This is a genomic window from Lactiplantibacillus songbeiensis, from assembly GCF_005405125.1.
GTDB classification, from domain to species: Bacteria; Bacillota; Bacilli; order Lactobacillales; family Lactobacillaceae; genus Lactiplantibacillus; species Lactiplantibacillus songbeiensis.
Window position 1 is genome coordinate 1 of the sequence record NZ_BJDL01000033.1, and the last position, 13,526, is coordinate 13,526.

The window sequence follows — 13,526 nt, forward strand, 5'->3', positions numbered from 1 at the left end:
GAGGATGTGTCCTTTTAGTTTACACAAAAATTGGTGTTGATGGGAAATCCATCAACACCAAATATTGTAGAACCCTAAAATAGCGCCTTAGTCCCAACCATTGCGGTTCGGGCTAAGGCGCTATTTGGCGTTAATTTTCAGAAGCATCAGGGTCGACATCCGAGCGCACGATATCGATCGGGGTGGCTGGGTCGTGATTAGTTAGCGGCTGCTTGTGGTCAACCGTTACGGCCATTTCAATCTTCAAACGTTTAGTGGCCGTGAGCTTCGCTTCACTGACACAGTTAAACCGTTGGGCGGCTTGTTCAGCGAGAAAGCCAGTTTCTAACATATAATCGGGATTTTTAATGGCGGCGTTGCGGCGGGCAACGGGTTCGCCATTCAGTTCGTAAGTTAAGAGGTCATTACTGGTACTCGTGACGACCAAGTGGCCCCAACCAGCTTGATCGAAAAAGGTAACCAAATCGGCATCACTATCCACGGGAAACTTGCGGGCCAAGTCTTTACCGGCCCAATAGAGAATACCGCTGCTATCGTCACCTAATAGGTTCGGTAGGAGGGCATCGCGTAAAATTTCCACGCTTAAAACGGAGGATTTGGCGGCATTACCGGCAAATTGAGAATAAAAGGCGTTCGTCATGATAGATCCTTTCCATGTGTGTAATCGCAGCATTACGGCCGCTTTATAAATGTTATTATACCTTGTTTCAGCGTCCTTGCGGCAATTTTCCGTGAATTTTACCAAATTGTCAGCTTTGTTGGTTCCGGGTTTGACCAGGGACTGGAACCATTGTTACCACCGTTTGAACTGGTTAATGCACCAGGTGACTAGCTTGAAATCACTTCAAAAAAAGGCCATAATGAAGATTCAGAATTAAGCGAACGGAGCGTTTTAATTATGGCAGATGAACATGCAATTGGTTTCATGGATTCTGGCGTGGGGGGCTTAACGGTTGTGAAACAAGCGTTAAAGCAACTGCCACGCGAAACAGTGACTTTTATTGGCGATCAGGCGCGCTTACCATATGGGCCGCGCCCGAGCGCCCAAGTGCGGGAGTTTAGTTGGCAGATGGCGACGTTTTTATTGAAGCAAGACATTAAAATGTTAGTGATTGCTTGCAATACGGCGACTGCAGCGGCGTTACCTGATTTGCGGGCGAAGCTTAAGATCCCGGTGATTGGTGTGATTTCACCGGGTTCGCGGGCAGCTTTAAAAGCCTCACATTCTAAGAAAATTGGTGTTTTAGGGACGGAAGGGACGATCAAGAGTCATGCGTATCGTGACGCCATCTTGACCAAAGATCCCGATGCCCAAGTGACTGAACTGGCGTGTCCGAAGTTTGTGCCCTTAGTGGAGTCTAATGAGTATCGGTCGACCGTGGCTAAACGGGTCGTGGCTGAAACCCTACGTCCGCTACAGACGAGTGGCATTGATACGTTAGTCTTAGGTTGCACGCATTATCCGTTGTTACGGCCATTGATTCAAAATGTGATGGGACCGGATGTCACGTTGATTGATTCCGGCGCCGAGACGGTTAACGGCGTCTCATTTATGCTGGATTATATGGATATTGCCAATACGCAAGCGACTAAGACTTATCCCGATAAATTTTATACGACTGGTTCAGCAGATCAGTTTGCAGCGATTGCGCGCGACTGGCTGGACCAACCGAACTTTCATGTTAGTCAAACTACTTTAGGCGGTGATCGGTAATGAGTAAACCACAGACATTAATTATTGCAACGAATAATCCCGGCAAGGCCCGCGAATTTGCGGAAATGTTCCACGATTATGCGATTGAGATCAAGACGTTGGCTGATTTTCCCGATATTCCCGAAATTACGGAAAATGGTATTACGTTTGAAGAGAATGCCACGACCAAAGCGACTGCAGTGGTCAATGCCACGGGCTTACCCGCGATTGCGGATGATTCGGGCTTAATGGTCGATGCGTTACATGGCGATCCTGGTGTGTTGTCAGCGCGATATGCCGGTGATCATAATGATGCGGCCAATAATGCCAAGTTGTTGGCGAACCTCGGTGGGGTTCCCGAAGCTAAACGGACGGCAACGTTCCATACGACGCTAGTCGCATTAAAGCCCAATGGTCAAAAGCTCGTCGTTGATGGCGAATTGCGCGGCCGTATCTTGATTGCGCCACGCGGTGACAATGGGTTTGGTTACGATCCGTTATTTTGGTCAGATCAGTTTCAAAAGTCATTGGCCCAATTGACGGATGCCCAGAAGAATTCGATCAGTCATCGGGGTGCGGCGTTACGGCAATTAATGCCAAAATTTGATGAATGGTGGGATGCCCAATGAAGTGTTTAGTGGTGAGTGACAGTCATGGTGATCGCGATATTTTAGTGCGACTCTTAAAAGCCTATCAAGGCAAAGTTGATGCCTTTTTCCACTGTGGCGATTCAGAGTTGCAACATGACGATCCTGTTTTTAACGAGATGGCGGTCGTGCAAGGCAATATGGACTTTGATGATCAGTTACCCGATGCCGTGACTAAAACGGTGGCGGGTGTGACCGTCTATATGACCCATGGCCACTTGGTCGGCGTTAATCTATCGTTGGACCATTTATTGGCGAATGCCCAACAGCAACACGCCCAATTAGCCTTTTTCGGTCACACCCATCAGTTAGGTGTGGAACGACATGCTGGTACGTTATTATTGAACCCCGGCAGTATCAGCTATCCCCGCGGTGAGTTTACTCGGATCGGTGGCACGTATGCCATTGTGGACACCGATGGGCAAACATTTGACGTGCAATACTATGATCGCTCGATGGCGCCGGTACCAGAATTAAGCTTTCATTTCGACCACTAAAGAAAGTTAAAATCTTGAGCAAAACGCCGTCATTATTTTTGCGTTTCAGGTAAAATAGTGAGTAGAGGTTTTGAGGAGGTTTTGGCTGATGTTGATTAAACCAGTTGAGGATATGCTCTTGCGCAATGCCGACCATTATTTGATCCCGGCTGACATTGTCGCTAACGTCCAAACTGATAATAACTTGTACCACGCCTTTTTAGTGTTGACGAAGATCAAGTATTCAAAGATTCCGGTCCTCGATAATGCCGGTCACTTTGAAGGCTTGATCTCGTTGCCGATGATTACGGAAAAAATGCTGGGCTTTGACCAGTTAAACACGGATGTCTTGATGGATTGTCGCGTGAGTGAAGTCATGGAACGTGACGTGAAGACGGTTGAACGCGTTGAAGACGTTGAGACTAGCTTACACTTGATGATTGACAATCCGTTTGTGCCGGTCGTGGATGCGACCGGCATCTTTAAGGGAATTGTCACGCGGCGTGAATTTATGAAGAGTTTTAACTTCCTGACGCATGAAATTGGGAAGCAATATGATATGATTGAGAAGGATTTTTCGACGAGCGAAAAAGCTAAATCGTAATTTATGGAGGGTGTCAAATGGCAAAATTAGATGCACAATCAATTATTAACTATATTGGCAATGCAAAAAAGCAAACGCCAGTTAAGGTTTACGTTAAAGGTCAACTTGACCAACTCGATGTTCCTGCTGGGATTAAGACGTTCTTTAGCGGTAACGCTGGTGTTTTATTCGGCGACTGGGCCGTTGTTGAACCTTTCTTGAAGGCTAATGCGGCTAAGATTGAAGATTCACAATTAGAAAATGGTGCCCGCAATTCTGCCGTCCCAATGACAGACTTAAAGCAATATAACGCGCGGATCGAACCCGGGGCCTTTATTCGGGATCAAGTCTTAATTGGCGACAATGCCGTTATTATGATGGGTGCTGTCATTAATATTGGGGCTGAAATTGGTGCTGGCTCAATGATCGATATGGGGGCCGTTTTAGGTGGCCGCGCATTGGTCGGCAAAAACTGTCATATTGGTGCCGGTGCTGTGTTAGCTGGCGTGGTAGAACCACCTTCGGCTGACCCAGTTCGGATCGACGATGATGTCTTAGTCGGCGCTAACGCGGTGATTGTTGAAGGCGTCCACGTCGGTAAAGGGGCCGTCGTTGGTGCTGGTGCGGTTGTCTTAGATGACGTTGCACCTTACACTGTCGTTGGGGGAACCCCAGCCCGGAAGCTCAAGGATATCGATGCTAAGACTAAGAACAAGACTGAATTAATGTCGGCCTTGCGTCAGCTTTAATTCGGGAGGGATCGTTGATGGCATTACAAGAAGCCGATTTATTGCCAATTTATCAACATTTACATCAGATTCCTGAACTAGGTTTGGAAGAACATGAAACCCAAGCCTACTTGTTGTCGATTATCGCGAAAATGCCCCAGACGTATTTGACGATTAAGCAGATTCCAAGTCTGGATACGGCAATTTTGGTCAAGGTTAGTGGGCAGTCACATGATTATCGGATCGGTTATCGGACCGATATTGATGGCTTGCCGGTGACCGAAGCCACGGACTTACCATTCAAGTCCCAACATCCAGGGAAGATGCACGCTTGTGGTCATGATATTCATATGTCAGTGGCATTGGGGATTTTGAGCTATTTTGCTGAAAATCAACCGACGACTGATATGATTTTCATGTTCCAACCAGCTGAAGAAAATGCTTCCGGTGGGATGCGGTTGTATCAAAGCGGGGCTTTAGATCAAGACTGGATGCCTGACGAAATCTTCGCCTTCCATGACAATCCTGATCTACCGGCCGGCGCAATTGGCTGTCGGATGGGCACGTTATTTGCTGGAACCTGCGAGATTCATGCGCATTTGACTGGGAAGAGTGGTCATGCTGCTTTTCCACACAATGCTAATGATATGGTCGTGGCTGGGTCCGCGTTAGTCCAACAGTTACAAACGATTGTGTCACGTAATGTTGATCCGATTCAAAGTGGGGTCGTGACATTAGGGCACTTCACTGCCGGAACAATCGGCAACGTTATTGCGGGCGAAGCTCAGATTGATGGGACGATTCGCGCTTTGACCCAAGAGATGAACTTGCATATTCAACGACGGGTACGGACAATCGTTGAAGGGATTGCGTTGGCTTATGATTGCCAGATTGACCTCGACTTGCATCAAGGCGGGTACTATCCGGTTGAAAATAACGATGCGATTACCGCTGACTTTATGCAGTATATGCAAAAGGATGCGGACGTCAACTTTATCGAAACCCGGCCAGCAATGACCGGTGAAGACTTTGGTTATCTGATTCATCAGATTCCGGGGACGATGTTTTGGTTAGGGGTCGATAGTCCTTATTCGCTACATTCTGAACATATGGTGCCACATACGAGTGCCATTATGGCTGGGGTGAATGCGATGACGGGGTATTTGACCCATCGTAACGCCTTACAAAAATAAGTGATTAAAAAAGGTTCTCACAACCGAGCTTGTTACTCGGGGTGAGAACCTTTTGCATTATTTCGGATGCGTTAGGTTTAGAGTTGGTGACGGTAGCTGGATACCAGCGGCCTTAGCAGCGGCTAGGTAAGCGGCTAAAAAGTCACGTTGAATGGCGAATTGCATCCCGTTTTTAACATAGAATTGTACGCGGAAGACCAATGTGCCATCAGCTTGCGTGGCAACCCCTTGAATATCAGGTTCACCGATAATGTCTGGATAGTTAGGCATCAGGCTTTGATTAGTCTCCTTAACAGCTTGCGTCAAGTCCTTGATGGGTGTATTGGTTAAGATATGCAAGTCAATTAAGACCCGCATATCATTTCGAGATTGGTTACTAATGATCAAAATTTTGCGATTGGGCACAAAGTTGAGCGTGCCATCGGGACTGGTAATCTGAGTGGTCCGTAAGCCCATCGCCGAAACCGTGCCTTCAATGGTCTCAATCTTAACGTAGTCGCCCACGTCGAATTGGTCTTCTAACAAGATGAAGAAACCAGTGACGATATCGCTGACAAAGCCTTGCGCGCCTAAGCCTAATGCCACACTGAAGATCCCGGCACTGGCAATTAAGGTGCCCACCGGTACCCCTAGTACGGACAAGACGGCGTAGATGCCAAAGAACATGATAATATAGTGGAAAATGTTGAGTAATAAGGTAAAGATCGTCGAAATTCGATTCGACGCGGTATCACTCGTATTGGCATTGGTAATAAAGATATGATGAATTAAATGCTTGCCTAAGCGATCAATAATCCAAAATAAGGCGACGAATAGAATAATTTCAATAATCTTACCGCCAATGTTAATAATAATCTGTTGCCAATCGATCTTCGCTGCTAATTTCATCCAAACGGAGACTTGTTTGGTGGGCGCATCGACGGCTAACGTTAATGGAAAAAACATGCTTTCACCCTCGTTAAAGTAATCTGTTAACTAGTGTAGCAGACTTTCTAGCACCTGACTATCCGTAACTCGTCTTAAGGCGGGATAATCGTGGATGTAAGCACTTTTTTGATTGCAGTATTTTTATGACAATGCTATGCTTGTTTTAATGTAAAAAGGTCGTTGAAGGAGGAATTTTAAGATGATTGCACATATTGCGGGCATCATTGCCGCCGTCGCATTTTTAGTGCTAGTTTGTTTTATTGGCATTTTCTTAGTGCGCATGACTAAAACAATGGGTGAAATTAACCGGAGTTTGAACACGATTACGGACGATGTGGATGCCTTATCCCATCAGACAGAAAATATCATGTCAAATGCCAATGAGTTATTAAAAGATGTGAATGGCAAGGTCGCTTCAATCGACCCCGCTTTTCAAGCGATGGGGGACTTGGGTCAAAGCGTCTCAGATTTGAACGCGGCGACGCGTGAGTTAACCGCGAAAGTCGGTAAGAATAACGAAAAGAAGAATCGATTTGCGAGTGCCACTAAGGTTGGTAAAGCAGCGTTTGACGTTTACCGTGACCGGCGGAACAAGCATCACGATGAGGAGGAATAAGTATGTCGAAAAAAGCATTCTTAGTTGGATTAGCATTGGGCGGTGCGGTAATTGCCCGCGCAGCCATGAAGATGGATGATGAGAAGAAAGCCGACTTAAAGCAACGGGCCCAACAAGGGTTAGCCGACTTTAAAGATCGCGCGATTGATTACGCCTTTTACGCCAACGATGCCGCCGAAGACTTTAAAGAAGAAGCTGGCAAACAATTTGCAGCGGCTAAAGATAAAGTCGTGGACATCGCTGATCAATATCAAGCCGCTAAAGACGAAGGTGGCGACAGCTTTGGCAGTAACTTAGATGAAGCGACCGACAGCTTACGTTCTGAATTAGCCAAGGTTGAAGCCGACGATGATGATAACGCGAATGACGATATCGTGATTGATAGTGCCGCCGCATTTGGTGCGGATGATAGTGCTGATAGTGAAGCACCAACTGAGGATTCCACTGCTGATGAAGCCGAAGAGTCAGCTGCGAGTGACGCGAATGATGCCGCAACTTCCGCTGACGATGATCAGCCAGAAGCTTAAATGATGATTTTTGGAAAACGACCTGACATTGTGTGGGTCGTTTTTTAGGCCAATTAATGAGGGTTATTTGATGCGTAAATTAGTGACTTATCCGGCCGTATTTATCTCAGATCAGACAACGAACACGCTAACGATTATTTTTCCCGATGTTCCTAGGGCATTAGTCAGGCTGATACGATTGAGATCGCTAAAATGCAGCCGCAACGGTTTTGGGATTGATGTTATATGATGCTAAAAGATTACCAACAATGACGCCGTTAGCGAAGATTCAGGCTAGATATCCGCATGACACGGTTCAACTTATCACGATTGATTTGAAACAAGCGGGTTTAGACGTCATTGAGCAGACGGCACCGTACCATTTTTAAATTATCGATTGGGCTTAGCAATTAGCTGGGTCTATTTTTATCTTTATAGGAGTTGAAAACAGGCTATATTCCATTGGGACGGTTGCCAAAAAGACCGGCCTTTCAAGTTATACCTTACGTTATTACGAAAAGGCGGGTCTGACTCCATTTGTGAAACGGGATGATCATGGCCGGCGGATCTTTAATGATGATTTAGATTTATTAGCGCTGATTCGCTGCATGAAGCAAACAGGGATGCCGTTAGAAGACATTCGGCAGTTTGTCAGTTGGTGTCAGTTGGTGTCAGGCCGGCGATGGCACGTTGGCCGAACGCTTAGCGATGTTCCAGCAACAAAAATTGGCGGTTGAACAACAGATTCATGACTCGTTATTGAACTTACGAAAGGTCAATCATAAAATCGACGTCTATCAGCGCGCGGTTGCTGCTGGGAGCGAGGGCTTGGTGGACTGTGATGCTCTGCCACAGTTGTCGGCTGATGAGTTGTTGGCGCAAGTCAAAGCGTATGAAGTCGCGCAAAAGTTGTAAACAATGATTGACTTAGAGTCCCCTCTAAGGACTATCCTGTAAGCGTGGTTTGAAATTCAACCAAAGGAGTGTTTACAGGATGAAACAACTTAACTTAGGTGAGACGGCTATCAAGGTGTCAGCCGTGGCATTAGGCATTATGCGGATGGTACGGTTAAACCCGGCGGACGCGGCTAATATTTTGGCAACGGTCCATGAGCAGGGCGTTAACTTTATTGATGGTGCTGATATTTATGGCAATGGCCAATCTGAAACGACTTTTGGGACCGCTTTAAAGCAATCCGGTTTGTCACGGGATGACTTCTTTATCCAGTCTAAAGGTGGGATTGTACTTGATCCGCAAAAGAGTAGTGGTGAATTAGTCTTTGGTCAACGCTACGATTTTTCTAAGCAGCATCTGATTGCAACGGTCGATGGTATCTTAAAACGGATGCAGATTGATTACTTAGATTCATTCTTACTACATCGGCCAGATCCGTTAATGGACTTAGATGAGGTGGCCGCGGCTTTTGATGAGCTGCAAGCGGCTGGTAAAGTGCGGCACTTCGGAGTGTCTAACTTTAACCCAATGCAAGTGGCGATGCTACAAGCGAACTTAGACCAAAAGTTGATCATTAACCAGTTACAATTCGGCGTGATGCATACGGAGCCCATTCAATTTGGGTTGCACACGAACATGCAAGACACGGCCAGCTTAAATCATGATGGTGAGATTATTGAGTATTCACGGTTGCATCACATGACGATTCAGGCGTGGTCGCCGTATCAATATGGGATGTTTGCCGGGACTTTCATTGATAATCCGAAGTTCCCCGCCTTAAATGCGAAGTTGCAGGCGTTAGCGGATCACTATGGCGTCACGAAGAATGCAATTGCGACTGCCTGGATCTTGCGGCATCCAGCAAAAATGCAAGTGATTTTAGGCTCGATGAATCCGCAACACTTAACGGAAAGTATTGCCGGGGCCGATGTTACGTTGACCAAGCAAGAATGGGTTGATGTCTACTTCGCTGCAGGTAACGATTTACCCTAAAATTAGCGCTAATAAAAACGACTTACCCGTTAAATAGGGTAGGCCGTTTTTGCTTGGCTTAGAGATCTAAGATTTTCATTTCTTTGGACGTATGGGTGAATGGCTTGAAGCCTTCCTTAGTGACAACCCCACAGTCTTCAATCCGGACACCGGCAACGCCTGGAATGTAAATCCCGGGTTCGATTGAGAAGCACATGCCTTCAACTAATGGCATGTGGTTGCCAGCCATGATTGATGGGAATTCATGGTCAGTTTGGCCTAAACCATGGCCGAGACGGTGAATGAAGTAGTCGCCGTAACCGGCTTTGGTGATGATGTCGCGGGCAATCTTGTCAACGTCTTCGGCAGGCATTCCAGGTTTAACTGCCGCTTGAGCCGTTAATTGGGCTTCTAAACAAACATCGAAAATTTCTTTTTGTTTAGCCGTTGGTTGACCGTAAGCAATCGTCCGTGAGGCGTCGGAAGCATAGCCTTCATACATGACACCAAGGTCAAATAGGACTAATTCATTGGGTTTAACTTGGGTGTCGTTAGTGGCGCCATGAGGTTCAGCGGCATGAGTTCCGGCTTGAACTAAGGTGCCAAAGCTCATTTCCATAATTCCTTTTTGCATTAAGGCATATTGGAGTTCGGCAGCAATTTGTTGTTCCGTCCGACCGGCTTTAACAGCGGCAAAACCGTGTTCAAAAGCGAAGTCGGCCCATTTACCAGCCATGTTCAACTTTTCAAGTTCATCTGGTGTTTTGACTAACCGTAATTGTTGAATCATTGGTGATAAGTTCTTGTCAAAATGAGCGGCTGGGAATTGTGCCTTGATGGCTTGGAAACGATCTAAGGTCAAGTTGCCTTCTTCTAACGCCCAGACTTTTGGATCCGTCAATTGGTCGTGAATATGGTTCGCGATTAAGGCGTAAGGATCTTCATGGTCGAGGTAGCCATAAACGGGATAAGGCCAGCCAGTCCCTTTGATGGCTTCGACTTCAAGGGCGGGAGCGAATAAGAATGGTTCCGCATCAGCGAAGATGAACAGTGCTAGTGTCCGTTCGATGGGGTCACTCCCAAATCCGGTTAAATAAGAAATCGTATGAAAATCACTCACATAAGTTACGTCAACGTGGTTATCATTGGTCCATTGACGAACTTGTTGTAGCTTGGTGTAATCTGCCACTTCAATCACTCCTTGAATTTTTTGAACCTATTACTAGGTTACTTATAAGTTAGTATAGCGCTGTTAGGGATGAAATTGGACCCGAAAATCTTGAAAATTTTACCACTAGCTGTGTAAAATGTTGAATTTTTGAAAGAAATACGGTATTATTTTCATGAAAGCGATTTCAATATCTATCATGAGTTGCAACGTGACCGTTAATTTGCTATATTGGTTGATGTTGCATGAAAACGAATGAAAACATATGATACCAAGTAAGAAAGGGCTATTTTAATATGGAAAAACAAACAGTAACGATTTATGATGTGGCACGTGAAGCGGCGGTTTCAATGGCCACCGTCTCACGGGTCGTTAATGGGAATCCGAATGTCAAGCCAGCGACACGTAAGAAGGTCTTGGCCGTGATCGAACGCCTTGATTATCGGCCAAACGCGGTTGCCCGTGGCTTAGCCAGCAAGCGTTCGACGACAGTGGGGGTTATTATCCCGGACGTCACGAACATTTATTTTGCGTCATTAGCCCGTGGGATTGATGATATTGCGATGATGTACAAGTACAACATCATTTTGACCAACTCCGATGATGCTGGCGAACAAGAAGTGAACGTCTTGAACACCTTAATGGCCAAGCAAGTTGATGGGGTCATTTTCATGGGTAACCATATTGATGATAAGCTTCGTGCTGAATTCAAACGTGCTAAAGCACCCGTTGTGTTAGCTGGGACCGTTGATCCACAAGGCGAAACGCCAAGTGTTAACATCGACTATGCTGCAGCGGTTGAAGAAGCGGTCACCGCTTTAATCAAGCGTGGTCACGAAAAGATTGCCATTGCCTTAGGACCCTTGTCACAATCAATCAACGCTGAATACCGGTTAGCTGGTTACAAGCGGGCTTTGAACAAGGCGAAGTTGCCATATGACGACAAGTTGGTTTACGAAGCTGGCTACTCATACGATGCTGGGACCAAATTGCAACCGGTTATCGCGGATAGTGGTGCGACTGCGGTCTTCGTTGGCGACGATGAAATGGCGGCTGGGATTATCAATGCCAGTGTTGAATCTGGGATTAGCATTCCAGATGACTTAGAAGTCATCACTAGTAACGATACGATTGTGACCCAAATTGCGCGGCCGGCCATCACATCGATCACACAACCTTTGTATGATATTGGTGCCGTTGCCATGCGGATGTTAACCAAGTTAATGAACGATAAAGAACTCGACGAAAAGACCGTTACCTTACCATATGGAATTGTCCGTCGCGGCTCAACAAAATCGGCTGAATAGGTTAAGTTATTTGGCGTATACTAGGTTCAGGACTTCGGTTCTGGGCCTTTTTTTGTAGAGTGTGGAAGAACGACGGGTTGCCAGTGAGCATTGCCTAGCTAGTTGATTATGCGGTGGGCTTTCCGCATGGTCAACTGGCGTAGCAAGCGGAACTGGCAGTCGTTCTGGAACACGTTTCGGCTGGAAGAATAGAGAACACTACCGGTGGGTTTCCGGTATAGTTGACTGGCGTAGCTAAGCGGAGGAAGTTGCCCGAGCGAACACGTTTCGGCTAGAAAGATAGAACATACTGCGGTGGGCTTGCCGCATGGTCAACTGGCGTAGCAAGCGGAGCTGGCAGTCGTTCTGGAACACGTTTTGGCTAGAAAGATAGAAGCCACTCAACCAGAAAAATGAACATCATAATAGGAAGACAAAAAACCGCTCCAAAGAAAGGATGATAAAATGCTAACGTTAGCAAAACGCCCGGGTTTAGTGCAGTTAGGCCTAAAAGCGTCCGCTGAACCAGCACAACTAATGAATCGCCTACAGTATCGGCCAACGACTTTTGAATTTTATACCAGTGCCGCTGACTTTGAAGGCGATGGCCTAAAACATTTGGGCGATGCGATTAAATTTGTGATCGACAATGTGACTGAAGATGTCGTCGTGCATCATCCGATGAGTTATCACGGCGTGCATTTAGATCAATTATTAGATCCGCAGCGGCAACCAGAAGCTTATCAATTTTTACAGGATTCGACCGCGAAACTATTGGACTTAGTAACGGAATATGACTGTCGGTTGCTGGTCCATGGTGGCTATGGTGGAGGCGAGAGTACGGCGTTGGTCGCTGAATATCCATCGCTAGCAGAAGCCCGGAGCACCGTTTTCGCGCGGTTGGATGCGCTGGTTAAGCAGGGGCAAGGGCATGTGATGATTGAAAATGGGATTACGCCAAGTTTTATGTATGGTGATCCGCAGTTGGATGAACAGCTGATTCAACATCACTATCCGTTAGTTTGTGACCTGAGCCACGTCTTTATTGGCTTGCATGGTGATATGGAATTGACGATGCTGGCGTTGAAGCGGCTGCGGCCATTGATTCAGCACTATCATCTGGTGGATTCGCTTGGTCAGCGACATGATAGTCTGCCATTAGGTGAAGGCTTGATTGACTGGCAGCGGGTGTTAAGCGTGATGAATCCTAAGGCCAGCATGATTTATGAGGTACCGGATGAATCGGATAGTACTTGTGCTAATATGTTAGCGAGTTATCATTACTTGCGTGGGGTGGAAACGAAATTGATTGAAAGTCGAGGGTAGTAGTGATGGCGAAAGTGGTGGTTCACGTTGATGACGTGGATAAAGTTGAGATAGCGTTTAGTAATGTTCATAATTTAATTATGGCCCTGCCGACTAGCGAGATTGTGATCGTTGTTAATGGTGCGGCCGTGACAACGTTGGTGGATACGATGTGGACTGAGTTTATGCAGGCTAATCCACAGGTGGAAGTCGATGCTTGTCATAACGCGTTAGCAAGTCATCAAGTTGAAGAGACCGATTTGGTTGCTGGCGTGCGCGTGGTGCCGGCGGGTGTTGTGCGGATTGTTGAGCTGGAGGAGTTGGGGTTTCGGTATTTGAAACCATAATTCTATATGTATGTGATTAGTAGTCAATGTTGGTAGCAATTAATTTCGATTTAATGGGCTTTAAAGGCTATTAACGGCATCTTTCAATTGGAAGGTGCTTTTTTTATGTAATTGTAATTATTAT

18 protein-coding genes are annotated in these 13,526 nt (G+C 46.3%); 15 read left to right on the forward strand and 3 right to left on the reverse strand.

The annotated features are described in order from the left end of the window. Window positions 1–130 precede the first annotated feature (130 nt). A complete protein-coding gene (locus tag FFM77_RS12380; protein ID WP_223876842.1) occupies window positions 131–640 on the reverse strand; it encodes a YslB family protein in 510 nt (169 codons plus the stop codon). A gap of 258 nt (window positions 641–898) precedes the next feature. On the opposite strand from FFM77_RS12380, the gene racE reads away from it, so the two are divergent. The 6 genes from racE (at window position 899) to FFM77_RS12410 (ending at window position 5,320) form a co-directional block, all read left to right on the forward strand. Then, window positions 899–1,714 (forward strand): glutamate racemase, encoded by an 816-nt coding sequence (gene racE, locus FFM77_RS12385; protein WP_137636081.1) that lies wholly within the window; start codon window positions 899–901, stop codon window positions 1,712–1,714. Beyond that, window positions 1,714–2,322 (forward strand): XTP/dITP diphosphatase, encoded by a 609-nt coding sequence (locus FFM77_RS12390; RefSeq protein ID WP_137636082.1) that lies wholly within the window; start codon window positions 1,714–1,716, stop codon window positions 2,320–2,322. Before racE ends, FFM77_RS12390 begins: the two co-directional genes overlap by 1 nt. Beyond that, complete coding sequence (locus FFM77_RS12395; RefSeq protein ID WP_137636083.1) at window positions 2,319–2,837, forward strand: metallophosphoesterase; 519 nt, start codon at window positions 2,319–2,321, stop codon at window positions 2,835–2,837. The genes FFM77_RS12390 and FFM77_RS12395 overlap by 4 nt, the downstream gene beginning before the upstream one ends. An 88-nt stretch (window positions 2,838–2,925) precedes the next feature. Then, entirely contained in the window at window positions 2,926–3,420 is a 495-nt protein-coding gene (cbpB, locus tag FFM77_RS12400) for a cyclic-di-AMP-binding protein CbpB (protein WP_137636084.1), read from the forward strand. 17 nt (window positions 3,421–3,437) lie between these two features. Next, window positions 3,438–4,148, forward strand: coding sequence for a 2,3,4,5-tetrahydropyridine-2,6-dicarboxylate N-acetyltransferase (dapD, locus tag FFM77_RS12405; RefSeq protein WP_137636085.1), 711 nt, complete (start codon window positions 3,438–3,440; stop codon window positions 4,146–4,148). 17 nt (window positions 4,149–4,165) lie between these two features. Beyond that, window positions 4,166–5,320 carry an N-acetyldiaminopimelate deacetylase gene (locus FFM77_RS12410; RefSeq protein WP_137636086.1) on the forward strand — a complete coding sequence of 385 codons (1,155 nt, stop codon included), beginning with the start codon at window positions 4,166–4,168 and terminating at the stop codon, window positions 5,318–5,320. A 57-nt stretch (window positions 5,321–5,377) separates the two neighbouring features. Here the strand turns inward: FFM77_RS12410 and FFM77_RS12415 are convergent, their stop codons facing one another. Next, entirely contained in the window at window positions 5,378–6,265 is an 888-nt protein-coding gene (locus FFM77_RS12415) for a mechanosensitive ion channel family protein (RefSeq protein ID WP_137636087.1), read from the reverse strand. Window positions 6,266–6,446: 181 nt separating this feature from the next. Here FFM77_RS12415 and FFM77_RS12420 point away from each other — a divergent pair, with 181 nt between their 5' ends. The 6 genes from FFM77_RS12420 (at window position 6,447) to FFM77_RS12435 (ending at window position 9,317) form a co-directional block, all read left to right on the forward strand. After that, window positions 6,447–6,863, forward strand: a complete 417-nt coding sequence (locus tag FFM77_RS12420; protein ID WP_137636088.1) for a DUF948 domain-containing protein — start codon at window positions 6,447–6,449, stop codon at window positions 6,861–6,863. 2 nt (window positions 6,864–6,865) lie between these two features. Then, window positions 6,866–7,390, forward strand: coding sequence for a YtxH domain-containing protein (locus FFM77_RS12425; RefSeq protein WP_137636089.1), 525 nt, complete (start codon window positions 6,866–6,868; stop codon window positions 7,388–7,390). A gap of 215 nt (window positions 7,391–7,605) precedes the next feature. Next, the gene (locus tag FFM77_RS14055) at window positions 7,606–7,758 is read left to right on the forward strand and encodes a hypothetical protein (RefSeq protein WP_171001628.1); all 153 of its coding nucleotides are present in this window, start codon (window positions 7,606–7,608) and stop codon (window positions 7,756–7,758) included. 72 nt (window positions 7,759–7,830) lie between these two features. After that, complete coding sequence (locus tag FFM77_RS14200; protein WP_223876844.1) at window positions 7,831–8,106, forward strand: MerR family transcriptional regulator; 276 nt, start codon at window positions 7,831–7,833, stop codon at window positions 8,104–8,106. Next, window positions 8,018–8,284: a MerR family transcriptional regulator gene (locus tag FFM77_RS14205; protein WP_223876843.1), complete on the forward strand. Its 267-nt coding sequence runs from the start codon at window positions 8,018–8,020 to the stop codon at window positions 8,282–8,284. The genes FFM77_RS14200 and FFM77_RS14205 overlap by 89 nt, the downstream gene beginning before the upstream one ends. Before the next feature lie 79 nt (window positions 8,285–8,363). Next, window positions 8,364–9,317: an aldo/keto reductase gene (locus tag FFM77_RS12435; RefSeq protein ID WP_137636090.1), complete on the forward strand. Its 954-nt coding sequence runs from the start codon at window positions 8,364–8,366 to the stop codon at window positions 9,315–9,317. A 58-nt stretch (window positions 9,318–9,375) separates the two neighbouring features. Here FFM77_RS12435 and FFM77_RS12440 read toward each other — a convergent pair whose 3' ends face one another. Continuing rightward, window positions 9,376–10,485 (reverse strand): M24 family metallopeptidase, encoded by a 1,110-nt coding sequence (locus tag FFM77_RS12440; RefSeq protein WP_137636091.1) that lies wholly within the window; start codon window positions 10,483–10,485, stop codon window positions 9,376–9,378. A gap of 275 nt (window positions 10,486–10,760) precedes the next feature. On the opposite strand from FFM77_RS12440, the gene ccpA reads away from it, so the two are divergent. From ccpA to FFM77_RS12455, 3 genes are all read left to right on the forward strand, one after another. Continuing rightward, entirely contained in the window at window positions 10,761–11,771 is a 1,011-nt protein-coding gene (gene ccpA, locus FFM77_RS12445) for a catabolite control protein A (RefSeq protein ID WP_137636092.1), read from the forward strand. A gap of 444 nt (window positions 11,772–12,215) precedes the next feature. Next, window positions 12,216–13,076: a TIM barrel protein gene (locus FFM77_RS12450; protein WP_137636093.1), complete on the forward strand. Its 861-nt coding sequence runs from the start codon at window positions 12,216–12,218 to the stop codon at window positions 13,074–13,076. A 5-nt stretch (window positions 13,077–13,081) separates the two neighbouring features. Continuing rightward, window positions 13,082–13,402, forward strand: a complete 321-nt coding sequence (locus tag FFM77_RS12455) for a DsrE family protein (RefSeq protein ID WP_137636094.1) — start codon at window positions 13,082–13,084, stop codon at window positions 13,400–13,402. Window positions 13,403–13,526 lie beyond the last annotated feature (124 nt).